The following is a 25,792-nucleotide window of genomic DNA, read 5'->3' on the forward strand; positions in this document are numbered from 1 at the left end:
CGGCGGCGCTGCGCCAAAGCCGGTTAGTAGGAGCCCATCAAACGTGAGCTATCCTTTAACACCAGCCGAGATCATGACCGCTTCCGTCACGCGTTTTTGGAACACCAGGTAGGCGAGGATCACCGGCGCAGCTGCCAACAGAGCCAGTGCCATGATCCGGCCATAGGCAATGCCGAATGTGTCGTAGACTTGCGTGATGCCAACAGGGATCGTCATCATGCTTTCGCTGGACGCAATAAGAAACGGCCAGAAGAAGTTGTTCCACGCGCTGATGAAGGTGATGATGGCAAGAGCCGCGGTGATGCCCCAGTTGAGCGGCAGGTAGAGCTTGAAGAGCAGCGTGAACTCTCCGCCGCCGTCCAGCAGCACTGCCTCGCGCATCTCCCGGGGGATGGCGTCGAAGAACTGCTTGTAGACGATGATCACGACGGGAACGACAAGCTGCGGCATGATGATCCCACCCCAGCTGTTCACGAGGCCCAAATCGTTCATCAGGATGAACTGCGCAACGTAGAGCGCCGGGATTGGGACCATGAAACTTGCCACTATCAGCAGGTACAGCAGCTTGCGGCCCGGAAAGCGCAGCTGCGACAGCGCGTAGGCGCACATCATCCCGGTGAAGAGCACCGTGATGGTGATGATCAGCGATGTGCCGACCGAGTTCAGGTACCAGCGCGGCAGCTGCGATGTCGCCAGCACCGAGAGGTACGAGGCGAAGTTGATCTCGTCCAGCAGGACGCCGGCATCCGACACGATCCGCGACTCGCTCCGCAGCGAGGTTGTCAGCGCCCAGTAGAGCGGGAAAACCCAGATGAAGGCCGCGATCAGCACAAGCGTGACAAAGGCGACGTTGCGGGCGCGCTTGGCGGTCATCGGCGGCCTCTGATCTTCAGCAGCTGGAATTGCAGGACGGACAGGATGACGATGATGGCGAAGAGCACCATCGCGACAGCCGAAGCGTAGCCGCCATTGTTCAGCTGGAACGCCTCTCGGTACATCTGCAGCAGCACGACATAGGACTGGTTGAACGGCCCGCCGGCGGACAGCAGGTAGACCTGGTCGAAGAGCTTCAGCTGCAGGATCAGTTGCAGGGTCAGGACCAGCGTCGTGACGGGCCAGAGCAAGGGCCAAGTGATGCGGCGGAATCGCTGCCATGGGGTTGCGCCGTCAAGGGCGGCGGCCTCGTAGAGGTCCTGAGGGATGTTGCGCAAGCCGGCGATGAAGAGCAGCACGTTGAAGCCGTTGGTCCACCAGACCGTGACCAGCGCGATCATTGGCATGACCCAGTTAGGGTCGCGGAAGACCGCGACCGGCCGTCCTGCCACGGCAGCGATCAGCGGCTGGAGGATGCCGAACTGGAAATCCAGCATCCATGACCAGATCAGCGTCACCACAGACACCGGCAGGATGTAGGGCAGGAAGAACAGGGTCAGCACCAGCGCCTGCATCCGCCCCCTCAACTGGCCGACGGCCAGCGCGATCAGCAGCGCAATCACAGTTGTCGGAATCACGGTCAGCACGACGAAGTAGAGGTTGTTCCACAGCGAGGTCCGGAACAGCCGGTCGGTCAGAAGCTTCGCGTAGTTGTCGAACCCCACCCAGTCTCCGTCGCCGATCAGGGGCGCGTTGGTGAAGCTGAGCATCACCACCTTGATCGTTGGGTAAAGAAAGAAGATTGCAAAGATAATCATGAACGGCGCGACGAGAATGATCGCCGACCGCATTTCGCGCTGCTTGCGTCTGATGCGTGACATGGGGGCCTTTTCGTCGCGGAAGATGGGCCGGGGACGCAGCGCCCCCGGCCGAACACGTTAATCGAGCAGCGCTTGCAGTTCCTGCTTCATCTGCTCGGCCGCGTCCTGCGGCTCAAGAAAGCCGTGGACCGCCGGCGCCACCAAGTTGTTGATCGAGTCGTAGATCGGCGAGGCCACCCCCGCGATCGTCGAGCGTGGGTCGAACTCGGCATTGTCAGCGAGCGAGGCATATGTCGCGTTCGGCTGCAGCTCTTGGTACTCGGCGCTTTCCACGGTGGCGCTGTAGGCAGGGATATGTCCCGCATCCGCCCAAGCCAGCGAGTTGCGTTGCATCCAGCCGATTGCGGTCATGGCTGCCTCGCGCTCTTCCGCCGACATGTTGGCGTCGTTCGGGATGGCCAGCGCGTGCGAATCTGCCCAGGTCGCGGGACGGTCCAGCAGCTGCGGCACCTCGTTGGCAAACCATTCGAACCCAAGCGTGTCGGCTTCGGTCGCGTCGTTGAAAGTCGGCACCTCCCACACGCCGTTGATATGCAGCACCGCACGTCCGCTTTGGAAGAGCGCGACCGAAGCGGGATATGCGGCCTGCTCGGGGATCAGCCCCTCGGACCGCCAGTCGGTCAGGATCTGGATCGCCCGCACAGCCTTGTCGAGATTGTCCCCTGCCAGCACTTCACCGTCGGTGATCAGCTCGCCGTCCTGCTGGCGCAGCAGCGTGTAGAACATCCGCCAGGTGCCGCCGCCACCTTCCGTCTGGAAGCTGAGCGGGTCAGAGAAGCCGTTCTCCTTGGCCCAGGTGAGCATCTCCGTCAGGTCCTCAATGGAGTCGAGGCCGGTCAGGTTACCATCCGCGTCCAGCCAGTCAGTTCCTTCAAGGGCGGTGCGGTTGTAGTAGGCGACGATGGCGTGGACGTCGAAAGGTACGGCCATCAACTGGCCGTCATCGTCCTGCGCCGCCTCGATGGCCGAGGCGATGAAGTCGTCGCGGCTGAGGCCGGCGGTCTCCAGGTCCTCGTCGGTGATGGGCGACAGCACGCCCTCTTCCAACGCAATGGGCAGGCGCGAGAGGTGATAGGTCATGATGTCGGGGCCTTGCCCGACGGCGACCGAGGTACGGACCTTCGTGTAGAAGGGCAGGCCCCATTCCGAGGTGGTAGCCGTGATGTTGATCTCGGGATGCTCTTCATTGAAGCGATCAATCAGCGCCTTCATGCGAACGCCGTCGCCGCCGGCGAGGAAGTCCCACCATTCCAGTTCAACCACCGCAAGGGCCGGACCGGACATGCCCATGACCAGCGCAGCGCTGGCAAGTACCTTCGAAACAGAGCCTGTCATTTTGTTTCTCCTCCTCCAGAAGACAAGATGAAGTGTCGTACTGTTCAGCGCAGCCGTTCCCCGCTGCTGGCGAACAGGTAGATGCGGCCGGGCTGCGGGGTGACTGTCTGCACCGTTCCCCTCATCCCGTGCCGGATGCCGTCCTGCTGAAAGACGACGGCGCCGCCGCCCTCCAGCGCGCCGTGCTGGTAGGACACGCCGCCCAGCTCCTCGGCGACGTCGACGGCGACGCGCAGGCCTGGCCCATCAGTCAAGGCCAGATGTTCGGGCCGAATGCCGACCGTGACGCCCGACCCGACAGAGGGCCGAGCCGAGACGTCGAGCAGAAGCTCCAGATCGTTCTGATCGGTCAGCCGGACGGTGATGCCGGCATCGCTGTGCCCCGAAACGGTCGCCTCAAAAAAGTTCATCGCGGGCGAGCCGATGAAGCCCGCAACGAAGCGGTTGGACGGGTTCTCGTAAAGATCCAGCGGGTTGCCCGACTGCTGGACATGACCGCCCTGCAAGACGAAGATCTTGTCGGCCAGCGTCATCGCCTCGACCTGGTCATGGGTGACGTAGATCATCGTCGCGCCAAGTGCCTTGTGCAGGCGCGCCAGCTCCAGTCGCATCTGGACGCGCAACTCGGCGTCCAGGTTCGACAGCGGCTCGTCAAACAGGAACACCTCGGGTGCGCGGACGATGGCGCGGCCGATTGCGACGCGCTGGCGTTGGCCGCCCGACAGCTGGCTGGGCTTCAGCTGAAGCTGGTCGGTCAGGCGCAGGATGGCGGCTGCCTCATGCACCTTCTTCTGCACCACGTCCTTCTTTTCCCGCGCAAGGCGCAGGCTGAAGGCCATGTTCTCGAACACCGTCAGGTGCGGGTAAAGCGCGTAGGACTGGAAAACCATCGCAACGCCTCGCTTGGCCGGGTCTTCTTCCGTCACGTCGCGCTGGCCGATGCGGATCGTCCCCGAGGTCGTGTCCTCCAGCCCCGCGATCATCCGCAGCAAGGTGGACTTGCCGCAGCCCGAGGGGCCGATGAAGACGGCGAATTCGCCCTTCTCGATGTGAATATCGACGCCGCGGATGATCTCGATCGCGCCGAAAGCCTTAGTGACCGCGTCAAGCTGAACGCCGGTCTCGGTGACGACCTGCTGCTTCTCGCTGATGCTCATGTCACTCCACAGCGATGCGGATCAGATTATAGGAAAGAGGCCCAAGCTGAGCCTTCACGGCACCGTCGTCCACCGACAGCTTGTCGCCCTGGCGCGGCTTGATCCGGTCGGGGTTGGCGCTGGTGTTGGCTTCACGTGCGCCGGTGCCGTCGCCGCCCAGGACCTGGTGGTCGATCAGGCTGACGTTCTGGAAGCCATGCAGCGCCAGGTCCATATCCATCGCCTCGTCGGGGCTGCGGTTGATCGCGAAGATGGTCAATGACTTGCCATCCGTCGCCCGCACCGCCGCGATGTCCAGATAGCTGACATCCTGCGCCGCATCCGCACTGTAATGCGGCCCGTCCACCGCGACGTTCAGCGCCGTTCCGCGCCCGAAGAGGCTGGCAAACTGGTACGGGAAGTAAATCGCGGTCGCCCAGGCCTTGCCGCCCTTTTCCGCCCGGATCGGGGCGATCACGTTCACAAGCTGCGCGATGGCCGCGATCTTGACGCGGTCGGACCGGCGGATGAACTCGTTCAGCAGCCCGCCGACCAGTAGGGCATCCTCAAGGTTGTAATCCTCCTCCAGCAGCTCGGGCGCTTCGGGCCAGTCCCACTCGCGCCAGTTGCGGCTGTCCTGCTCGCGGTTGTGATACCAGACGTTCCATTCATCGAAGCAGATATAGACGTCGTTCTTGGCGCGCTTCTTGGCCTTGATGAAGTCGATCACTCCGCCGATTGCCTGGATGTACCGGCCGGTCTCGTCGATCTTGGCAAAGTAGTTCAGCGTGTTGTGGCTGCTGTTGCCGAAGTACTTGTGCAGCGAGATGTAGTCGACGTTCTCGTAGCACTCGTCCAGAACCTGCCGTTCCCATTCCGGATAGGTCGCCATCTGATCGTTCGATGAGCCGCAGACGATCGTCTCGATGCCCTTGCCGAAGGCCTTCACGGCCTTGGAGGTCTCGTCCGCAAGGCGACCATATTCCTTGGCCTCTTTATGACCTATCTGCCAAGGCCCATCCATCTCGTTGCCCAGACACCACATCTGGACGTTGTAAGGTTCAGTCACCCCATGCTGGCGTCGCAGGTCGCTCCAATACGTGCCCTGAGGATGATTGCAGTACTCGACGAAGTTGCGCGCCTCTTCAATGCTACGAGTCCCGAGGTTGACTGCTAGCATCATCGCGATCCCGGCGTCCTTTGCCCAACCGGCGAACTCGTTGATGCCGACCTGGTTCGTCTCACGCGAGCGCCACGCAAGGTCCAGCCTGACCGGTCGCTGCTCCTTGGCGCCAATCCCGTCTTCCCAATTGTAGGCCGACACGAAATTGCCGCCCGGATATCGGATCGCCGGGATGTTCAACGCCCGAACCAACTCCAGCACATCCTTGCGAAAGCCCTGTGCGTTGGCGGTAGGGTGATCGGGCTCATAGATGCCGGTGTAGATCGCTCGACCCATATGCTCGATGAACGCGGAATACAGCCGGTCATCGATGCGAGCGATACTAAAATCCCGATGGATTGTTGCGCGGCTCTTCACATGTCCCTCCCTCTGATCTGTCACCAAAGAAGTTACGGGAACGGCGCCTTACCTCGCAATTGAGTTAGACGATATCTGACTTACCACTTTTGTTAACACTCGGCTCATCCAGCAGCTGTTTGACCAGCGCGAGCATCTGCTCGGCTCCGGATGACAGGCTCCGATCGCGGGGGCGTAGTACGTGATAGGGCTCGATCGCGATCGGGTTGCACGTCTTCAGCAGCACCAGGTCGGCCGAAAAGGGGGGCTTAAGCAGCAGGTCAGCCACCTCCTGCGTCACGGCGGCAATGACATCAGAGTCGCGCATCAGTGCCATGATCGCTACTACCGACGCCGTCTCGATCAGGTTCTGGGGCATGTCGGCACCTTCGCGGCGGAAGGCCAACTCGATTGCATGCCGAATAGGCGCGCCGTGCTCTTGCATGGTCCAGGGGTAGTCCGCGACCTCCGCCAGCAGCAGATGGTCCCGGTGACGCAGCTCGTGCCCGCCATGCACCATCAGCAGCACCGCTTCATTCCGCGCGGGCGATATTTCGAAGGCACCTGCATTCACGCCGCGTTCGAGGCGACAGATCGCGAAGTCGTATTCGCCACGTTCGAGCCCCCACATCAGACGCGATGAGGAAGAAACGTCAAGCGAGACCTTCAAAAGCGGCGCGTGCCGCTTGAGCTGGAGGATTGCGGGAATGACGGCCGCAAGCGCGGCACCGGTCACCGCGCCGATCCGCACCAATCCGGCTGTTCCTGCTTGGTGGGCGATAAAATCATGTGCCAGTTGATCGATATCGTGGACAACCTTCAACGCGTGGTGTCCTAGAACTCGCCCGAGCGCTGTCGGCTTCATGCCCTTCGTATCGCGCTCGAACAAGGACAAGCCAAGCTTCCCCTCAATCTCGGTCAGCATGCGAGATGCGGCCGGAACCGTCATGTTACATGCGTCAGCGGCGAGACGAAGTTTCCCAAGCCGCCCAATGCTGGCAATTAGTCGAAGCTGAACCGGTCTGAGTGACTTGAGATAATGTTCCACCGCTTTGGCTCCACCTTTTATTGGGATTCTGTATTGGCCGATTTGAGAGACTATCCCGGCAACCGGTTACCTCTCGCTCTGCCTCAATCCGCCGGCCCGCCACGCAGACTTGGTCTCGTCTAGACGTTAGTGCATTACTGGCTTGGGAGCTATGTTGAGGTTGATAGCGAAGCGACTCCGGATGGTGGATCTGGCACGCGGTCTTCCGAGTTGCGGCCGATCGCCGAGTGGTGAGGACTTTCGCTTGGCGGAGGAATGTTTGCGCCATCTACACGCAGGCATGCGCGACGTGTGGCTATCGTGCCGCCGTGTTAGCACGTCCTTGTACGCCCATAGCAAAGACGGAGCCGAAATGTCCCATCCAACCATCACCGGGCTCAATCACGTGACGCTGGCCGTGGCGGATCTGCGGCGGTCGATCGTGTTCTACACGCATGTGCTGGGCTTTCGCCTGCGCGCCAAGTGGCCGAAGGGGGCCTATCTCTCGGCCGGGGCGCTGTGGTTGTGCCTCGCGTTGGACCCGAAGACCAGCACGGCGCGGCGCGAGGATTACACGCATCTGGCATTTGGCGCCCGCGAGGATGAGTTCGACGGTCTTACCCGCCGGATCCGCGCGGCGGCCCGGATCTGGAAAGAGAACCGCTCAGAGGGCGCTTCGGTGTATTTTCTGGATCCGGACGGGCACAGGCTGGAGCTTCACCTCGGCTCGCTGGAGACGCGGCTGGCGCATTGCCGCGCGCACCCTGCGCCGGGCCTGATCCTGCATGACTGACGCGGCTGCATTTCTGCCGACAAAGCGGCTGTGCTGCGGCGCTATTCTGACATACGTTCTTCAGAAAGCCTCAGTCAAAGGAGTGCCGCGTTCGTCATGAGCCGCCCCACGATCCACGATGTCGCCCGTGCGGCCGGTGTCAGCCTCTCGACCGTCGACAGGGTCCTGAACGAGCGCACAGGCGTGCGGCAGGCGACACAGTCGCGGGTCGCCGCGGCCATGCGCGAGCTGGGATTCCAGCGCAACCTCGCCGCGGCAAGTCTTGCGCGGCGGCGGCAGGACCGGCTGCTCTTCATCCTGCCGGGCGGGTCGAACAGCTTCATGCGCGGGCTGGAGCGCGAGCTGACGCGGAAGGCCGCGGCGTGGGAGTTCACGCAGCTCGAGGTGGCGACGGTGCCTCCGTTCGATGACGCGGCGCTCGCCGCGGCGCTGCGCGAGGTCGATCCGGCACAGACGCATGGCGTGGCGGTCGTGGCCACCGACAGCGCCGTGGTGCGCGCCGCGCTGGCCGAGCTGCGAGACAAGGGCGTGGCGGTTGTCACGCTGGTCTCGGACCTCCCCTCCTCCCGGCGTCAGCATTTCGTCGGCATCGACAACGTGCAGGCCGGGCGGACCGCCGCAAGCCTGCTGGGCCGGTTCTGCCGGGGCCGTCCGGGGCGAATCGTGATCGTCGCCGGCTCGATGCTGGTGCGCGACCATGCCGAGCGCAGGCTGGGCTTCGAGCAGGTGCTGCGCGCCGAGTTTCCCGAGCAGCAGATCCTGCCGCCGCTGGAGGCGCTGGACGATCAGGACATCGTCGCGGCCGAGCTGGGCGCGGTGCTGGATCGCCACCCGGATGTCGTCGGGATCTACAGCCTCGGCGCCGGCACGCGCGGCGTGGCGCGGGCAATGGCCGGCCGGACCCCCCGCCCCGCCACCGTCGTGCACGAGTTGACCGCCCACTCGCGGCAGGCGCTTCTGGATGGCAGCTTCGACGCCGTCATCCGCCAGGACCACGCCCGCGAGGTCGCGGCGGCCGTCTCGCTGCTTCAGGCGCTCATCGCGGGCAAGCCGGTCGAGCCCGAGGCCGGCCGCATCGGCATCGAGGTCTTCCTGCGCGACAACCTGCCCTGAGGGCCGCGCGGCTGAATCGCGGTTGCGCTGCCGCCCGCTTTGACATACGTATGTCAATATTCTGCGAGAGATCGTCAGAAGAACCCGGTTGAGGAGCCGGAGATGGGGAGGACACCATGAAATATCCTACTGCGGCCCTGGCCGCCGCCATTGCCGTCATCGCGGGTCATGCCGCCCATGCGCAGGTCCAGATCGACGTGCTGCGGGTCGTCGTGAACCCCGAGCAGGAGGCGTATCTCGAGGGCATCGCCCGCGAGTTCGAGGCGCAGAACGAGGGCGTGACCGTCCGCTTCGAGTATGTCGCGAACGAGGCCTACAAGGCCCGCCTGCCGACGCTTCTGCAATCCAACGCGGCGCCCGACATCTTCTACAGCTGGGGCGGCCAGACCGTCGTCGAGCAGGTCGAGGCTGGCTTCCTGCAGCCCATCGACGACCACCTGCCCGAGGGCTTCCGCGACACCATCCCTGAGGCCGGGCTTCAGGCCTATGAGGTCGAGGGCCAGCTCTACGGGCTGCCGCAATACGCCACTGAGGTCGTCTTCTGGACCAACACGGCTTTGGCCGAGCAGGCCGGCATCGACTACGAAGCCATCGAGACCTGGGACGATCTCCTCGCCGCCGTGCAGCAGGCCAAGGATGCCGGCCTGACGCCGATCGTGGCGGGCGGGCAGGACAAGTGGCCGCTGCATTTCTACTGGAGCTATCTGGCCCTGCGCGAAGGCGGCCCGAACGTCGTGACCGACGCCATGGCCGGCGAGAACGGCGGCTTCGAGAACGAGGCCTTCATCGAGGCGGGCCGCAAGTTCCAAGCCCTGGCCGAGATGGAGCCGTTCCAGCCCGGCTACATCAGCACCACCTACGAGACCGCCAGCGGCATGTTCGCCGACGGCGCCGGCGTCTTCCACCTGATGGGGGACTGGGACTACCTGCCCATGCGCGAGCGTTCGACCAGCGGCGAGGGGCTGCCGGACGACCAGCTGGCGATCATCAGCTTCCCCGCGGTTTCCGATCCGGTGGCCGAGGGCGGCAATGACGCGACGCTTGGCGGCATCAACGGTTGGGCCGTCACGGCCAATGCCGAGCCGGAGGCCGTCGAGTTCCTGGCCTTCATGATGAACGCCGAGAACCAGCGCGAGGCCGGTGCGCAGCAGCTGTTCATCCCGATCGCCGTCGGCACCTCGGACGGGATGGAGAACCCGTTCTACGTCCAGGTCGCTCAGAACATCGAGGCGAGCAGCTACCACCAGATCTTCCTCGACCAGTATCTCGGGGCCTCGGTGGGCGCGACGATCAACGACATTTCGGCCGATCTCGCACAAGGGAACATCACCCCGGAAGCGGCCGCGACGCAGGTCCAGGAATCCTGGGACTTCCGCTGAGCCAAGGGGGCGGCCTCCTCGCCGCCCCTCCCCCACCCTTTCCCAAGACTGACAGGAGCGCGGCATGACCCTCGCTGACGCCGGAAGGCGGCTGCCTGCCTCCGCCCGGATGCGGCGGGCGATCTCGAACGGGCGCGTCACGGCGGTGCTGATCCTGCTGCCGCCCGCGCTGATCCTCTTCACCCTGTTCGTGACGCTGCCCCTGGGCGAATCCGCCTGGTATTCGTTCTTCAACTGGAACGGCTACGGCACTCCCTCGAACTTCGTCGGGATCGCGAATTACGAGCGGATCCTGAACCATTCGGTCTTCCACATCGCCGTCGGCAACACGCTGAAGATCGTCGCCATCTCGCTGCTGATCCAGATGCCGCTGGCGCTGTTCCTGGCGCTGCTGATCTACAAGAAGACGCCCACCAACGCCGTCTTCCGTCTGGTCTTCTTCCTGCCCTACATCCTGGCCGAGGTCGCCGCCGGCCTGATCTGGTCCTTTGTCTTCGACGGGAACTACGGCGTCACCGCCTCCATCGCCCAAAGCCTCGGGCTGGGTAACGTCTTCATCCTGTCCGATCCCGACCTCGCCTTCATGGCGATCATGACGGTGATCGTCTGGAAATATTTCGGCTTTCACATGATGATCTACATCGCCGCGCTGCAAAGCGTGCCGCAGGACCAGATCGAGGCCGCCAAGATCGAGGGCGCCTCGCGCAGGCAGGTCGTCCGCTACGTCCAGATCCCGCATATCAAGCCCGCCATCGCGGTCAGCGCCTTCTTCGCCATCATCGGCGCGCTGCAGGTCTTCGACGTCATCATCCCGCTGACGAATGGCGGCCCGTCGAACCAGACCCATACCATCGTGACCTATCTCTACACCTTCGGCCTGACGCGGCTGAACATCGGCTTCGGCTCGGCGGTGGGCGTGATTCTGTTCGTCGGCGCGGTGACGGTCGCGGTCTTCTACCAGCGCATCTTCATGAAGAGGGCCGAGGCATGACCCGCAACATCCTGCGCGTGACGCTGCTGCTGATCGTGGCCAGCTTCGTGCTGGCCCCGATGATCGCGACCATCCTCGGCGGCTTCAAGACCAATGCCGAGATCCGCACCAACGCGCTCGGCCTGCCCGCCATGTGGAACACCGAGTTCTACGGCCAGATCATCACCGACCCGGCCTTCTGGCGCTACTTGCGCAACTCGATGATCATCTCGGTCGGCTCGGTCGTGCTGACGCTGATCGTGGGGGCGGCGGCGGCCTACGTCTTCGCGCAGATCCGGTTCTTCGGCTCGCGGATGCTGTTCTCCTACATCCTCCTCGGCCTGATGTTCCCCTTCGCCACCGCGATCCTGCCGCTGTTCATCAAGGTCCGCGACATCGGGCTGCTGGACACGTGGTGGGCGGTGATCCTGCCGCAGACCGCCTTCAGCCTGTCGCTGGCGATCCTGCTGTTCCGCACCTTCTTCGCCCAGCTTCCGAAAGAGCTGTTCGAGGCCGCCTATATCGACGGCTGCGGCTATGTGCGCTTCTTCTGGCGCTTTACCCTGCCGCTGTCGGCGCCGATCCTGGCGACCGTGGGCGTCTTCGTCTTCGTGCAAAGCTGGAACAACTTCCTTCTTCCGCTGGTGGTCCTCAACTCGCGCGACGTCTTCACCTGGCCGCTCGGGATGATGCAGTTCCGCGGCGAATACGTCACCCAGTGGAACCTGACCCTGGCCTTCGTCACGCTGACCATCGTGCCGGCCATCGTCTTCTTCCTCGCTGCCCAGAAATACATCGTCGCCGGCCTGACGGGCGGCGCGGTCAAAGGATAAGACCCATGATCCAGAACCCGATCCTTCCGGGCTTCAACCCCGACCCCTCGATCGTCCGGGTGGGGGATGACTACTACATCGCCACCTCGACCTTCGAATGGTATCCGGGCGTGCAGATCCACCACTCGCGCGACCTGGCGAACTGGCGGCTGGTGACGCGCCCGCTGAACCGCGCGGCGCAGCTGGACATGCGCGGCGATCCCGACAGCGGCGGCATCTGGGCGCCGTGCCTGACCTATGCGGACGGGATGTTCTGGCTGATCTACACCGACGTGAAGCGCCGGGACGGGGCGTGGAAGGACAGTCACAACTACCTGGTCACCGCCTCCAGCATCGAGGGGCCGTGGTCGGACGCGATCTACCTGAACTCGTCGGGCTTCGATCCCTCGCTGTTCCACGACGCGGACGGGCGGAAGTGGCTGCTGAACATGATCTGGGACCACAACCAGACCGGTGGCGACCGCTTCGGCGGGATCGTGATGCAGGAATACTCGCACGAGGACCGGAAGCTCGTCGGCCCCGTCCGCAACATCTATCGCGGCACCGACCTGAAGCTGACCGAGGGACCGCATCTCTACCGCCGCGACGGCTACTACTACCTGCTGACGGCCGAGGGCGGTACGGGATACGACCATGCCGTGACCATGGCCCGCTCGAAGGAGCTGTTCGGGCCCTACGAGACGGACCCCGCCAAGCACGTCCTGACCGCGCGCGGCACGGATGGCCTGCTGCAACGCTGCGGCCATGCAGATATCGTCGAGACGCAGGACGGCCAGTTCTACATGGTGCATCTCTGCTCGCGCCCGCTTAACGAGACGCGGCGCCTGCCCGCCGGCAATGGCAGCATCCATGCCGATGATGTGCGCCGCTCGCCTCTCGGGCGTGAGACGGCAATCCAGAAACTGGACTGGCCCGCGGGCAAATTCCCCCGCATGGCCCATGGCGGCAACGCTCCCGCCGACACCGCCCCCTGCGACTTGCCCCCGCACCCCTTCCCCGAGGACGCGCCCCGCGTCACCTTCGACGGTGCCCTGCCCGCGGCCTTCCAGTGGCTGCGGACACCCGAAGCGGATCGCCTCTTCAGCCTGACCGAGCGTCCCGGCGCCCTGCGGATCATCGGCCGCGAGTCCCCCGGCTCGGCCTTCGAGCACGCGCTGCTGGCCCGCCGTCAGACCGCCCTCAGCTTCCGCGCCGAAACGACGCTGGAGATGGAGCCGGGCGACTACCAGCATTTCGCCGGCCTCATCGCCTGGTATGGCCGCTTCAAGTTCCACTACCTGGCCGTCACCGCGAACGAGGGCGGTCAGCGCGTCCTGACCGTCTACAGCTGCGCCGCCGACTGGCCCGATGCCCGCGTGACCTACCCGATCACGCCCATCCCGCTGCCGGATGGGCCAATCCAACTAGGCTGCGACGTGGACGGCATGACCCTGCGCTTCCGCTACAAGGCCGACGGCGACTGGACCGACCTTGGGATCACGCTGGACCAGTCCACGATCTCGGACGAGGCGGGGAACGGGCCGGGCAACAACTTCACCGGCGCCTTCATCGGGATCTGCGCGCATGACACGTCCGGACGTGGGCGCCATGCGGATTTCCTGGACTTCACCTATCAGCCGCTGAACGGCGGGCCGCAGGTGAGCCATGTCTGAAGTCCGGCTGCAGAACATCTCAAAATCCTTCGGCGGCCACACGGTCCTGCCCGACCTGAACCTGACGGTCCCCGACGGCTCCTTCACCGTGCTCGTCGGCCCCTCGGGCTGCGGCAAGTCCACGCTCTTGCGCATCATCTCGGGCCTCGAGGAACCCACCTCCGGCGCCGTGATGATCGGCGGGCATGACGTGACGCTGGACGAGCCGTCCAAGCGCGGCATCTCGATGGTCTTCCAGTCCTACGCGCTCTATCCGCACATGACGGTCGCGCAGAACATCGACTTCGGCCTGCGGCTCGCCAAGATGCCCGCGGCCGAGCGCAAGTCCCGCGTGGCCGAGGCCGCGCGCATCCTAGCGCTGGAACCCTATCTCGACCGCAAGCCCGCGCAGCTTTCGGGCGGCCAGCGTCAGCGCGTCGCCATCGGCCGCTCCATCGTGCGCCAGCCCAAGGTGTTCCTCTTCGACGAGCCGCTCTCGAACCTCGACGCCGCGCTGCGCACGCAGATGCGGGTGGAACTGGCGCAGCTGCACCAGTCGCTGGACGCCACGATGATCTACGTCACCCATGATCAGGTCGAGGCGATGACTTTGGCCGACCAGATCGTCGTCATGAACGCTGGCCGGATCGAGCAGGTGGGCGCCCCGATGGAGCTGTACGACCGCCCGCAGACCGTCTTTGTCGCCGGCTTCATCGGCTCGCCGAAGATGAACCTGATGCCCGGCGCGGCGGTCGGCCATCCCGAGGCTGAGACGGCAGGCATCCGCCCCGAGCATCTGGTGATTGCCCCCGAAGGCCTGTCCGCCCGCGCGCTGGTGGTCGAGACTCTTGGCGCCGACACGATCGTTCACGCCGATGTCGAGGGCGTCGGTCCGATGACCGTGCGCCTTGCCGGCAACAACCGCCTCCGCGCCGGCGAGGTGATCCGCATCGCCCCCGAGCCGGGGCACATGCACCTTTTCGACAAGAACGGACAACGGATGGGAGAGCCCGCATGAGCGCGCTAGGACTGGGCATCATCGGCTGCGGCGTCATCAGCGAGATCTACCTCAAGAACGCCCGCCTTTTCCCGCAGCTGAAGCTGATCGCGGTCGCCGACCTCAACGAGGCCGCCGCCCGCGCCAAGGCCGAGGCGCATGGGCTTGAGGCGCTGACCCCCGAGGCGCTGCTGGCGCGGGACGACATCGACATCGTCCTGAACCTGACCGTCCCCGCCGCGCATCTGGCGGTCGGCCTCGCGGCGCTGGAGGCCGGCAAGCACGTCTATTCCGAAAAACCGCTGGCCGTCAGCCTGGAGGACGGCAAGCGGCTGGCCGAGGCGGCGGCCACGCGCGGCCTTCGCATCGGCTGCGCGCCTGACACCTTCCTCGGCGCCTCGCACCAGACCTCGCGCGCGGTGGTGGATGCGGGGCGGATCGGCCAGCCCATCGCCGGGACGGCCGTGATGATGGTTGCAGGGCATGAGCGCTGGCACCCCAACCCGGACTTCTACTATGCCGGGCCGGGCGCCGGGCCGCTTTACGACATGGGGCCCTATTACATCACCGCGATGGTGAACCTGCTCGGTCCGGTGCGGGCGGTCAGCGGCATGGCCTCGCGTCTGCGCGCCAGCCGGACCATCGCCTCGGGGCCGCGGGCGGGGGAAAGCATCCCGGTCGATGCCCAGACCCATGTGGCGGGCGTCATGGAGTTCGACAGCGGCGCCCTGATCCAGATCGCCATGAGCTTCGACGTTCGCGCCCATGGGCACAGCCCGCTGGAGCTGTACGGGACCAAGGCCTCGATCAAGATCCCCGACCCCAACCGCTTCGACGGACAGGTGATGCTGTCCGGCGCGGATGGCTGGGCCGCCGTGCTTTCGAACCACGAGTTCGGCGGCGACAACCACCGCGCGCTCGGCCTGGCCGATATGGCCGATGCGATCCTGACCGGCCGGCCGCACCGGGCCAGCGGCGATCTGGCGCTGCATGTGCTGGACGTCATCGCATCGCTCTTGCAGGCGGCCGAAAGCGGACGCACCGTCACCCTCACCTCGACCTGCGCGCGGCCCGAGCCGATGTGCGCAGGCGCCCTAGCCCATCTTACCCCGGAGACCGCATGACCAAATCCGCACTGATCTTCTGGGGTGGCTGGGACGGCCACGAGCCCGAAGCCTGCACGCAGCGCCTCGCCGCGATGCTGCGCGAGGACGGCTTCGACGTGGAAACCCACCAAGGCACCGAGATCCTGACCTCCACTGACCTCACGCGTTTCGACCTGATCGTGCCGATGATGACCCAGGTGCAGGTCGCGCCCGAGGGGCTGAAGGCGCTGATCGCCGCCGTCGCGGCGGGCACCGGCCTCGGCGGCTTTCACGGCGGCATGGGCGACACGTTCCGCGCCGAGCCCTATTACCAGTACATGACTGGCGGCCAATGGGTCGCTCATCCTGGCAACTTCATCGACTACCGCGTGAACGTCACGGGCGGGGACGACCCGATCATGGCCGGGATCGAGGACTTCGACTACCACTCCGAGCAGTATTACCTGCATGTCGATCCCGCCATCGAGGTGCTGGCCACGACCACCTTCGACGGCGCCCACGATCCGTGGATCAAGGGCGTAGTCATGCCGGTCTTCTGGAAGAAGCACTACGGCGCGGCGCGCGTCTTCTACTCCGCGCTTGGCCACAACGCGGCCGAGCTTGACCATCCGCAGATGCAGACCATCCTGCGCCGGGGCCTGGCCTGGGCCGCGCGCTGAAAAGATTTTCCAACAGGGACTGAAGCATGAGCTACTTCAAGGACATCGCCCCGATCCAGTTCGAGGGGCCGGACAGCGACAACGAGTTCGCCTATCGCCACTACGACCCGAACGAGGTCGTGATGGGCAAGCGGATGGAGGATCACCTCCGCCTCGCTGTCGCCTATTGGCATTCCCTGGCCTATGAGGGCGGCGATCCCTTCGGCGGGCGCACCTTCGAGCGGCCGTGGTATGGCGACGACATGGCCGCCGCCCGCGCGAAAGCCGACGCGGCCTTCGATCTGTTCGGCATCCTCAACGTGCCGTTCTTCTGCTTCCACGACGCCGATGTCCGCCCCGAGGGCGGCAGCTTCGCCGAAAGCCGCCGCAATCTGGAAGAGATCTGCGACGTCTTCGCCGGCAAGATGCAGCAGACGGGCACCAGGCTGCTCTGGGGCACGGCGAACATGTTCAGCCACCGCCGCTGGATGGCGGGCGCGGCGACGAACCCCGACCCCGAGATCTTCGCCTATGCCGCCGCGACCGTGAAGGCCTGCATGGACGTCACGCATCAGCTGGGCGGCGAGAACTACGTCCTCTGGGGCGGACGCGAAGGCTACGAGAGCCTCCTGAACACCGACCTGACGCGCGAAGCCGAGCAGGCCGGGGCGTTCCTCAGCAAGGTCGTCGAGTACAAGCACAAGATCGGCTTCAAGGGCGCGATCCTGATCGAGCCGAAGCCACAGGAGCCGGCCAAGCACCAGTACGACTTCGACGTCGGCACGATCTACGGCTTCCTCAAGCGCTTCGGGCTCGAGAACGAGGTCAAGCTGAACATCGAGCAGGGCCACGCGATCCTCGCCGGCCACAGCTTCGAGCATGAGCTGGCGCTGGCCGGATCGCTCGGGCTTCTGGGCTCCATCGACATGAACCGGAACGACTATCAGTCGGGCTGGGACACGGACCAGTTCCCGAACAACGTCCCCGAAGTCGCGCTGGCTTACTACGAGGTGCTTCGCGCGGGCGGCTTCGAGACGGGCGGGACCAACTTCGACGCGCGGGTGCGCCGCCAGTCGCTGGACCCCGAGGACCTGGTGCTGGCCCATGTCGGCGCCATCGACATCTGCGCCCGGGGCCTCAAGGCCGCCGCCGCGATGCTGGAGGATGGCGGGCTCGAGAAGATGCGGGCCGAGCGCTATGCGGGCTGGGACAGCGACGCGTCGCAGGCGATGCTGAAGTCCGAGTCGCTGGACGAGATCGCGGCCCGGGTCGAAGAGACGAACCTCAACCCGCAGCCCCGCTCGGGCCGGCAGGAGCGGGTCGAGAACTGGGTCAGCCGCTTCGTCTGAGGCGCTCTCGGGGCGCGGTCAGACCTGCGCCCCGAGCCCCCGCGCGATCAGGTTCTGCATCAGCGCGCGGGTGCCGAACTGCCATTCCGGGCACTGGTCCGTCCGCGCCACCCGGTTCACCAGCCGGCCAAGCCGGGGCGAGGCGATCTCGACCCGGTCCCCCGTCTCGTGCGTGAAGCCGAGGCCCGGCCCGCGCCGGTCCTTCACGGGCGCGAACATCGTCCCGAGGAACAGTACGGCCCCGTCGGGATACTGGTGCGAGCGGTTCCTCAGTTGCCGCGCCAGGTCCTCGGGGCTGCGGCTGATCGCCTCCATCCGGCTTTCGCCGGTCATCTCGAACCCGTCCTGCCCCTCGACCCGCAGCGTGACGCGTGCGGTCTCGACATCGTGCAGGGTGTAGCCCCGATCCAGCAGCCGGATGAACGGCCCGATTGCGCAGGAGGCGTTGTTGTCCTTGGCCTTGCCCAGCAGCAGGGCTGATCGCCCCTCGACGTCGCGCAGGTTCACATCATTGCCGAGCGTCGCGCCGACGATGGTCCCATCCGAGCGCAGGACCAGCACCACCTCGGGCTCGGGGTTGTTCCATTCCGAGATGGGGTGGATGCCGACCAGATCGCCGCAGCCGACGGCCGACATGGGCTGGGACTTGGTGAAGATCTCGGCGTCGGGGCCGATCCCGACCTCCAGGTATTGCGACCACATCCCCATCTCCTGCAGCAGCGCCTTGACGCGCGCCGCCTCGGCCGAGCCTGCCCGCAGGTCTCGCAGGTTGTCCCCGATCACCGGGGCCAGCCGGGCGCGGATCTCCTGCGCGCGGGCGGCGTCGCCCCGCGCCTGCTCCTCGATCACGCGCTCCAGCATGCTGTCAGCGAACGTGACGCCGGCGGCCTTGATCGCCTGAAGGTCCACCGGCGCCAGCAGGCGCCCGGCGCTGCCGTCGAGGAACCCGTCGAGCGGTCCGAGGTCCGGCAGGTCCGCCGCCGCCAGCGTCTCGGCCAGGTCCGGCCGCTCGAGCAGGCCCGACATGGTGGCCGAAAGCGCGACGAGGTTCAGCGCGTGCCCGTTGCGGATGAGCACCGGGCAGGGTCCGCCCTCCGCCTCGGACCAGACGCGGCCCAGAAGCAGCGCCTCGGCATGATCATCAGGCAGCAGCATGTCGGCACTCAGCGTCAGGTCGGCGGCCACGGGCGGCTCCTTGGCAGAAGATATGTCAGACAACATTACATGATCCGGGCGCAGAGGCCAGTCCCGTAGGCCCTCAACCGTAGAGCTGAAGCCGCAGCGCCACCCGTTCGGCCGAGCCGAGCATGTGCGCCCGCATCGCATCGCGCGCCGCCACGGGATCGCGGGCGGCGATGGCGGCGCGCAGCGCCCGGTGCTCGCGCTCGACCTGCGGGCCGATCTCCTCGGGGCGGGCGCGGGCGCGCGAATCGATGATGGTGTGCAGGATGCGGTCCGAAATCGCGCCGAGGAACTGCACGAAATAGGCGTTGCCCGTCGCCGCGGCGATGGCGCGGTGAAAGTCCAGATCGCCCAGCATCACGTCGTCGCCCGAGGCCTCCGGCGCGGCCATGCGCGCCAGCGCGGCGTCCAGCTGCTCCAGGTGCTCGGGGCCGTGATGCGTGGCAGCAAGGCCGGCGGCCTCGATCTCCAGCGGCAGGCGCAGCTGGAAGAGGTCGCGGAAGGCATGCGGCTCCATCCGACCGTCCTCGAGGCGGATATGGCGCGCGGGGCGCTGGATGACGAAGGCGCCGGCGCCCTGACGCGTCTCGATCAGGCCCTCGTTGCGCAGCTGCGCGATGGCCTCGCGCACGACGGTCCGGCTGACGGCGAAGCTGCGCGTCAGGGCCAGCTCGGTCGGCAGGCGGTCGCCGGGTTTCAGCGCCCCCTCGCGGATCTGCAGGGACAGCGCGGCGGCGATACGGGCCGGAAGGTGCTGCGGTCGGCTCATCGGGGTGAACTCGCTCATCAGGCCGTCTCCTGGCGGGGTTGATGTTCGGGATTTATCAGACAATCCTACCGAAAGAAATCCGCCAGTCCGCTGAAGACCGCCGCAAGGATCGCCATGACCGATGACAGCCCCCGCCGCCTGCGCTCGCAGGACTGGTTCGACAACCCAGACCACGCCGACATGACCGCGCTTTACCTGGAGCGGTTCATGAACTACGGCACCACCCCCGAGGAGCTGCGCTCGGGCCGCCCGATCATCGGCATTGCGCAATCGGGCAGCGATCTCAATCCCTGCAACCGCCACCATCTGGACCTTGCCAAGCGCGTGCGGGACGGCATCCGCGACGCGGGCGGCATCGCCATCGAGTTTCCGTCCCACCCGCTCTTCGAGAACTGCAAGCGGCCCACGGCGGCGCTGGACCGCAACCTCGCCTATCTGGGGCTGGTCGAGCTGCTCTACGGCTATCCCTTCGACGGGGTGGTGCTGACCACCGGCTGCGACAAGACGACGCCCTCGGCGATCATGGCGGCGGCGACGGTGGACATCCCGGCCATCGTCCTGTCGGGCGGGCCGATGCTGGACGGCTGGCACGAGGGCAAGCTGGCCGGCTCTGGCACGGTGATCTGGCAGTCGCGGCGGAAATATGCGGCGGGCGAGATCACGCGGGACGAATTCCTGCAGACCGCGCTCGATAGCGCGCCCTCCATCGGGCATTGCAACACGATGGGCACTGCCTCGACCATGAACGCTATCGCCGAGGCGCTCGGGCTGTCGCTGACCGGCTGCGCGGCCATCCCGGCGGCCTATCGCGAGCGGGGGCAGATCGCCTATCGCACGGGCCTGCGCGCCGTCGAGATCGTGCGCGAGGACCTGCGCCCGTCGAAGATCCTGACTCGCGCGGCCTTCCTCAACGCGATCCGGGTGAATTCGGCCATCGGCGGGTCCACCAACGCGCAGCCGCATCTGATGGCGATGGCGCTGCACGCGGGCGTCACGCTGGAGCCGTCCGACTGGCAGACCCACGGCTACGACGTGCCGCTGCTGGCCAATGTCCAGCCGGCCGGCGCCTATCTGGGCGAGCGTTTCCACCGCGCCGGCGGCGTGCCCGCCATCATGTGGGAGCTGATGCAGGCGGGAAAGCTGGACGCCGACTGTCCCACCATCACCGGCCGGACGATGGCCGAGAACCTTCAGGGCCGCGAGGCGACCGACCGCGAGGTGATCCGCCCCTTCGACGCGCCGCTGATGGACCGGGCGGGCTTCCTGGTGCTGAAGGGCAACCTCTTCGACTTCGCGATCATGAAGACCAGCGTCATCTCCGAGGACTTCCGCGCCCGCTACCTCTGCCAGCCCGGCCACGAGGGCGTCTTCGAGGGCACCGCCTTCGTCTTCGACGGCTCGGCGGACTATCACGCGCGGATCAACGACCCCGACCTGCCCATCGACGAGAACTCGATCCTGGTGATCCGGGGGGCGGGCCCGCTCGGCTGGCCCGGCTCGGCCGAGGTGGTGAACATGCAGCCGCCCGACCGCCTGCTGAAGCGCGGCATCCGCAGCCTGCCGACGCTTGGCGACGGGCGGCAGTCTGGGACGGCCGACAGCCCCTCGATCCTGAACGCCTCGCCGGAAAGCGCGGCGGGGGGCGGGCTGGCCTTCCTGCGGACGGGCGACCGCATCCGCATCGACCTGAACCACGGCCGCTGCGACATGCTGGTGGACGAGGCCGAGATCGCGCGCCGCAAGACGGAAGGGCTGCCCGCCGTGCCCGCCTCGGCGACGCCCTGGCAGCGGCTCTACCGCGAGACGGTGACGCAGCTCGATGCGGGCGCCACGATCCGCGGCGCGGAGGAGTTCAGCCGCATCGCCGGCACGCCGCCCCGCCACAACCACTAGCCTCGGGGCATGGGCGCGCCGCCTGTGCCCGAGAAGCCTCGCTTCCCGGTTGCGTTGCCATAGACTGCACAAAAGCGGGTGACGATCCGCCGCGACATCCTTAGGTTGCACGGTAAACGAAGCTCGGAGCGCGCGATGAGATACAGACGACTTCTGCTGGGCCTGCTGGTCATCGTCGTCGCGCTGTGGATCATCGTGGGCGAGCAGATGTCGGGCGCCAGCGCGGATGCGGTGGTGAACGCGCCCGTCGTGACGGTGCGCGCCACCGTCGCCGGTAACCTGACCGTCGCGCCGCGCCAGCTGGGCGCGCGAGTGACATCGGGCGAGGTTCTGGCCAGCATCGAGGACCCGGTCGTCGATCGCGTCCGGCTGGACGACCTGCTGATGGAGGCGCGGCTGGAGGAGGCCGCGCGCGTCCAGATCGAGGCGCTGCTGGCCGACACCGAAACCGTCCGCGCCTCGCTTCTGGAACGGACCGAGATCTTCCGCGCCTGCCGGCTGGAGGAGCTGCGCGCCCGCCTGGCCCATGCAGAGGCGCGCCTCGCCATCCTCGAGGCCGGCGGCGGGCCCGCAACTGGTGCGCAGCAGCAGCTTCTGGATGCGGTCGAGGAAGGCATCGACCGCCTGCCGGCCGAGCCGCGGCTGGATGCGCTGACGCTGGACCATGCCCGCGAGCGGGTCGAGGTGCTGCGAATCGCCCTGCGCGCGGCCGAGGACGACGTCTTCCTCGGTGACGGCTACAACGATGCACCCAATGCCGAGCAGCGCGCGGTCGAGCTGGCGGGCGAGATCTCGTCCCTGCTGACGCGCCTCGCCGAGGCCGAAGAGCGCGTCGCTGCGGTCAGCGAGCGCGTGGACCGCGAGCGTCGGCGCGTCAACGGGCTGACCGGCGGCGAGATGCAGGCCCCCGTCACCGGCCTTCTGTGGGAGGTGCTTCAGGCCAGCGGCGTCAATGTCCAGCGCGGCGATCCGCTGCTGCGGCTGGTGGACTGCCGCGGCACGCTGGTCACCGCCTCGGTGACCGAAAGGGTCTACAACTCGCTGGCCGTCGGGGATGCGGCCGAGTTCCGGCTCGGCGGCACCTCCACCGTCTATGGCGCGACCGTGGCACGCCTGGCCGGCAGCGGGGCCGAGACGATCTATCGCAACCTCGCCGTCGCCCCGAGTGAGCGTCACCTCGAGCGCTACGACGTCGCGCTGATCGTGCCCGAACTGGCCGAGCTTGGCGTCGAGGGCTGCATGATCGGCCGCACCGGCCGCGCCTTCTTCGACGGCCGGCCGCTGGACGGGCTGCGCCGCCTGCTGCCCTAGATGCTGGACTTCCCGCTTCTCTCGACCCTCGGCTCCAGCACGGCCCACCTGCTGCTGGCGCTCGGGGTGGGGCTGACGCTGTCGTCCTGGGTGGACGTGCGCAACAACCTGCACCGCGCGCTTCTGCTGATCGTCACCTTCCTGCTGGCGATGCGCTACATCTGGTGGCGCGGGACCGAGACGCTGGCCCCGGCGGGCTGGACGCTGGACATGCTGGCCAGCTGGTCGCTCTTCGGCTTCGAGCTGCTGGCGATGGTCGGCACGGTCAGCTCCTACGTCATCATGTCCCGCATCAAGCTGCGCTCGGACGAGGCCGACGCCCATGCCGGCTGGTGGGGCGAGACTGAGCCGCGCGTCGCCATCCTGATCGCCACCTACAACGAGGAGCAGGACGTTCTCGAGCGCACCATCGTCGGCGCCCGCGCGCTTGGGCACCGCAACAAGGAGGTACTGATCCTCGACGACAGCCGACGCGACTGGCTGCGCGACTACTGCGCCGCGCAGGGCGTGCGCTACATGCGCCGGCCGGACAACAAGGGCTCGAAGGCGGGCAACATCAACCACTGCCTCGACCGGCTGGCCGAGGACCCGGTGCCGCCCGACTTCGTCGCCGTGCTGGACGCGGACTTCGTGCCCCATCGCGGCTTCATCTCGCGCTGCCTCGCGCTGTTCCACGACCCCAAGGTCGGGCTGGTCCAGACGCCGCAGCACTTCTTCAACGCCGACCCGATCCAGCACAACCTGGGGATCAGCCACTCCTATCCCGACGAGCAGCGGTTCTTCTTCGACCACATGCAACCTTCGCGCGATGGCTGGGGGATCGCCTTCTGCTGCGGCACCTCCTCGGTCTGCCGCTGGACGGCGCTGCGCGACATCGGCGGGCTGCCGACCGAGAGCGTGACCGAGGATTTCATGCTGACCCTCGATCTGCAGGACAAGGGCTGGGCGTCGGTCTACCTGTCCGAGCCGCTGACCGAGGGCCTCGCCCCGGAAGGGCTGAAGGAATACGTCACGCAGCGGGCGCGCTGGTGCCTGGGGCTGATGCAGATCGCCCGCTCGCGCCTTGGGCCGCTGTCGAAGAACAACCTGCGCCTGCGCGATCGCTGGAGCGTCGCGGATTCGGTCCTCTTCTGGACGACCAGCTTTCCCTTCCGCATCGCGGTCGTCGTCTATCCCCTGCTCTACTGGTATTTCGGCACCATCGTCGTGGACGCGCAGCTGGCCGAGGTGCTCAGCATCTTCGGCACCTTCTTCCTGTGGTCGCAGATGGTCCAGCGGGTGCTGATGCCGGGGATGGTGGTGCCGATCCTGCACGACGTGGGCCAGCTGATCGGGGCCATTCCCATCAGCCGCGCGGCCTTCACCGGCCTCTTCAAGCCGAAGGGGCACCCCTTCTCGGTCACGGCCAAGGGCGGCGACCGCACGCGGATCACGGTGCAATGGCGGATGATGGCGCCCTTCACGGTGCTGCTGGCGCTGACGATCGTCGGGCTGCTGCTGGGGATCTTCGTGGACCGCTTCGCCTATCACGACGCGGGCGACGGCAAGTGGGTGGTGCTGTTCTGGACGATCTACAACGTCTTCGTGCTGTCGATGACCGTCCTCGCCTGCGTCGAGCTGCCGCGTCGCGAGCGGCACATCGCCGACCGCCCGGACCGCGCGATCTTCGTCACCGAGGGCGACATCCGCCGCCACTGGATCACCACCCTGACAATGGACGAGGCGCGGCTGCGCGGCCGCACCTATCCGGTCGGCACCCAGGGCAAGCTGCGGCTGCGCGACGCCGGCGACATCGCGGTCGAGGTGATCGCGCCGACGGTGGACGGCATCCGCGTGCGGCTCTTGCCGACGGTCGAGCAGCGCGAGGCGTTGCTGGTGCGCTTTTATGCCGAGGGCGCCGCGCCCGGCACGGCGCGGGCGCAGCTGGGCGGGCTGATCGCGGGGCTGAGCCGCCGCCTCTCGTTCAGTTCTGGTCGCTGATGCGGTCCTGCTGAAGCCGCGTCAGCGCGACCGACAGCTGCGCCGCCTCACGCGTGACGCGCGAGTTTGCCGGATATTCCTGCGATCCGTCCGAGATGCGGCCGGCCGAATCCGCCAGCCGGCTGATCGGCACCAGCACCGCCCGCACGAACAGCACCGTCAGCAGGCCGATGGCGGCGATCATCAGCAGCAACGCGTAATGGGCACCGTTGCGGACCAGGTCGACGCCGAAGCTCAGCTGCGTCGCGTCCAGGCGGCCGATCATGCGCCAGCCGAAATTCGGCAGATCCCCATAGCCGACCTGCGGCACGATGGACGAGAAGTAATCCCGCCCGTCCGGCCAGGTCTCGCGCCCGCCCGAGGCGACGCCGGTCTGCGCTGCACGTAGGATCTGCAGCTCGCGCGCGCTCGGGGCCTCGGTGGTGGAGGCGGCCGAGACCTCGCCCGCCGGGTTCAGCAGGAACAGGTCGAGCCCGTAGAGCTGCGCCGATTCCCGCAGTTCGGCCGTCAGCCAGGCGGCGTTGATGTGCATGCCCAGAACGCCCACGGGATCGCCTGCGGGGCTGCGCACCGGCAGCGCCAGGTCGATGAAGCGCAAGGGCTCGCCGCCCTCGCCGCCCAGAAGCTGCGCCAGCAGCAGCGCGTCATGGACATCGCCCGCAAAGCCGCCGCTCAGCCCGCCGCGGAACCAGGGGCGCTGGCTCACGTCCACCCCGACCAGAAGCCCGTTGGTGGCGGCCACGACATTGCCGCCCAGATCCGCGAAGCCCAGCCACGAGATGCGGCTGCCGTCGCCGCTGGCCCCGGTCAGCAGATGGCCCAGCCCCTCGGGGTCGAGCTGCGGGACCTGCTCGGCCAGGTGGCTCAGGTCGCGCCAGTCGCGCTCGAGCGTGCGGGCCAGTTCCTGCGTCGCCGCCTGCGTCCGGAAACGCGCCGCGTAGTCCAGCGTGCTGTCGGTGAAGCGGTCGCCGCGCAAGACGGCGAAGATCGAGGGCACGGCCAGCATCACCAGAAGACAGGCCAGGGCAAAGAACAAGGCGGCCTTGCGCAGCGTCAGGCGGGGAAGATCGGTCATGT

Annotated in this window: 22 protein-coding genes; 13 read left to right on the forward strand and 9 right to left on the reverse strand. The window is 66.6% G+C overall.

The window, feature by feature from the left end; all coding sequences use genetic code 11:
• Positions 1-48: 48 nt before the first annotated feature.
• The 6 genes from BLP73_RS17030 to BLP73_RS17055 form a co-directional block, all read right to left on the reverse strand.
• Positions 49-873 carry a carbohydrate ABC transporter permease gene (locus tag BLP73_RS17030; RefSeq protein WP_090747598.1) on the reverse strand — a complete coding sequence of 275 codons (825 nt, stop codon included), beginning with the start codon at positions 871-873 and terminating at the stop codon, positions 49-51.
• Entirely contained in the window at positions 870-1,691 is an 822-nt protein-coding gene (locus BLP73_RS17035) for a carbohydrate ABC transporter permease (protein WP_245686729.1), read from the reverse strand. Before BLP73_RS17035 ends, BLP73_RS17030 begins: the two co-directional genes overlap by 4 nt.
• A 120-nt stretch (positions 1,692-1,811) precedes the next feature.
• Positions 1,812-3,089: an extracellular solute-binding protein gene (locus BLP73_RS17040; protein ID WP_090747604.1), complete on the reverse strand. Its 1,278-nt coding sequence runs from the start codon at positions 3,087-3,089 to the stop codon at positions 1,812-1,814.
• A gap of 44 nt (positions 3,090-3,133) precedes the next feature.
• Positions 3,134-4,246: an ABC transporter ATP-binding protein gene (locus BLP73_RS17045; protein ID WP_090747607.1), complete on the reverse strand. Its 1,113-nt coding sequence runs from the start codon at positions 4,244-4,246 to the stop codon at positions 3,134-3,136.
• A gap of 1 nt (position 4,247) precedes the next feature.
• Positions 4,248-5,765 carry an arabinosylfuranosidase ArfA gene (arfA, locus tag BLP73_RS17050; protein ID WP_090747610.1) on the reverse strand — a complete coding sequence of 506 codons (1,518 nt, stop codon included), beginning with the start codon at positions 5,763-5,765 and terminating at the stop codon, positions 4,248-4,250.
• 64 nt (positions 5,766-5,829) lie between these two features.
• The gene (locus BLP73_RS17055) at positions 5,830-6,792 is read right to left on the reverse strand and encodes a LysR family transcriptional regulator (RefSeq protein ID WP_090747613.1); all 963 of its coding nucleotides are present in this window, start codon (positions 6,790-6,792) and stop codon (positions 5,830-5,832) included.
• Positions 6,793-7,144: 352 nt separating this feature from the next.
• On the opposite strand from BLP73_RS17055, the gene BLP73_RS17060 reads away from it, so the two are divergent.
• The 10 genes from BLP73_RS17060 to xylA all read left to right on the forward strand — a co-directional run bounded on the left by BLP73_RS17060 (position 7,145) and on the right by xylA (position 17,580).
• Entirely contained in the window at positions 7,145-7,564 is a 420-nt protein-coding gene (locus tag BLP73_RS17060) for a VOC family protein (protein ID WP_090747616.1), read from the forward strand.
• Between the two features lie 96 nt (positions 7,565-7,660).
• Complete coding sequence (locus tag BLP73_RS17065) at positions 7,661-8,677, forward strand: LacI family DNA-binding transcriptional regulator (RefSeq protein ID WP_090747620.1); 1,017 nt, start codon at positions 7,661-7,663, stop codon at positions 8,675-8,677.
• 116 nt (positions 8,678-8,793) lie between these two features.
• Complete coding sequence (locus tag BLP73_RS17070) at positions 8,794-10,056, forward strand: ABC transporter substrate-binding protein (protein WP_090747623.1); 1,263 nt, start codon at positions 8,794-8,796, stop codon at positions 10,054-10,056.
• Positions 10,057-10,120: 64 nt separating this feature from the next.
• Entirely contained in the window at positions 10,121-11,047 is a 927-nt protein-coding gene (locus BLP73_RS17075) for a carbohydrate ABC transporter permease (protein WP_090747626.1), read from the forward strand.
• Positions 11,044-11,859 (forward strand): carbohydrate ABC transporter permease, encoded by an 816-nt coding sequence (locus tag BLP73_RS17080; protein WP_090747629.1) that lies wholly within the window; start codon positions 11,044-11,046, stop codon positions 11,857-11,859. Before BLP73_RS17075 ends, BLP73_RS17080 begins: the two co-directional genes overlap by 4 nt.
• Positions 11,860-11,864: 5 nt before the next feature.
• The gene (locus BLP73_RS17085) at positions 11,865-13,511 is read left to right on the forward strand and encodes a glycoside hydrolase family 43 protein (RefSeq protein ID WP_090747632.1); all 1,647 of its coding nucleotides are present in this window, start codon (positions 11,865-11,867) and stop codon (positions 13,509-13,511) included.
• The gene (locus tag BLP73_RS17090) at positions 13,504-14,508 is read left to right on the forward strand and encodes an ABC transporter ATP-binding protein (protein WP_090747635.1); all 1,005 of its coding nucleotides are present in this window, start codon (positions 13,504-13,506) and stop codon (positions 14,506-14,508) included. Before BLP73_RS17085 ends, BLP73_RS17090 begins: the two co-directional genes overlap by 8 nt.
• Positions 14,505-15,611: a Gfo/Idh/MocA family protein gene (locus BLP73_RS17095; RefSeq protein WP_090747638.1), complete on the forward strand. Its 1,107-nt coding sequence runs from the start codon at positions 14,505-14,507 to the stop codon at positions 15,609-15,611. The genes BLP73_RS17090 and BLP73_RS17095 overlap by 4 nt, the downstream gene beginning before the upstream one ends.
• Positions 15,608-16,252, forward strand: a complete 645-nt coding sequence (locus tag BLP73_RS17100) for a ThuA domain-containing protein (protein WP_090747641.1) — start codon at positions 15,608-15,610, stop codon at positions 16,250-16,252. Before BLP73_RS17095 ends, BLP73_RS17100 begins: the two co-directional genes overlap by 4 nt.
• Before the next feature lie 26 nt (positions 16,253-16,278).
• Entirely contained in the window at positions 16,279-17,580 is a 1,302-nt protein-coding gene (gene xylA / locus BLP73_RS17105; RefSeq protein WP_090747644.1) for a xylose isomerase, read from the forward strand.
• Between the two features lie 18 nt (positions 17,581-17,598).
• On the opposite strand, the gene BLP73_RS17110 is transcribed toward xylA, so the two are convergent.
• Entirely contained in the window at positions 17,599-18,765 is a 1,167-nt protein-coding gene (locus tag BLP73_RS17110; RefSeq protein ID WP_245686730.1) for a fumarylacetoacetate hydrolase family protein, read from the reverse strand.
• A 73-nt stretch (positions 18,766-18,838) separates the two neighbouring features.
• Positions 18,839-19,549, reverse strand: coding sequence for a FadR/GntR family transcriptional regulator (locus BLP73_RS17115; RefSeq protein WP_090747647.1), 711 nt, complete (start codon positions 19,547-19,549; stop codon positions 18,839-18,841).
• Positions 19,550-19,645: 96 nt separating this feature from the next.
• On the opposite strand from BLP73_RS17115, the gene BLP73_RS17120 reads away from it, so the two are divergent.
• The 3 genes from BLP73_RS17120 (at position 19,646) to BLP73_RS17130 (ending at position 24,715) form a co-directional block, all read left to right on the forward strand.
• Positions 19,646-21,424: an IlvD/Edd family dehydratase gene (locus BLP73_RS17120; RefSeq protein WP_090747650.1), complete on the forward strand. Its 1,779-nt coding sequence runs from the start codon at positions 19,646-19,648 to the stop codon at positions 21,422-21,424.
• A gap of 135 nt (positions 21,425-21,559) precedes the next feature.
• On the forward strand, positions 21,560-22,735 hold the full coding sequence (locus tag BLP73_RS17125; RefSeq protein WP_090747653.1) for an HlyD family secretion protein: 1,176 nt from the start codon (positions 21,560-21,562) through the stop codon (positions 22,733-22,735).
• A complete protein-coding gene (locus tag BLP73_RS17130) occupies positions 22,736-24,715 on the forward strand; it encodes a glycosyltransferase (protein WP_090747656.1) in 1,980 nt (659 codons plus the stop codon). It begins immediately after the preceding gene.
• Here BLP73_RS17130 and BLP73_RS17135 read toward each other — a convergent pair.
• On the reverse strand, positions 24,699-25,790 hold the full coding sequence (locus BLP73_RS17135) for a cache domain-containing protein (RefSeq protein WP_090747659.1): 1,092 nt from the start codon (positions 25,788-25,790) through the stop codon (positions 24,699-24,701). The two genes, BLP73_RS17130 and BLP73_RS17135, sit on opposite strands and share 17 nt — an antisense overlap.
• Positions 25,791-25,792: the final 2 nt, after the last annotated feature.

Source organism: Paracoccus tibetensis, assembly GCF_900102505.1.
GTDB lineage: Bacteria > Pseudomonadota > Alphaproteobacteria > Rhodobacterales > Rhodobacteraceae > Paracoccus > Paracoccus tibetensis.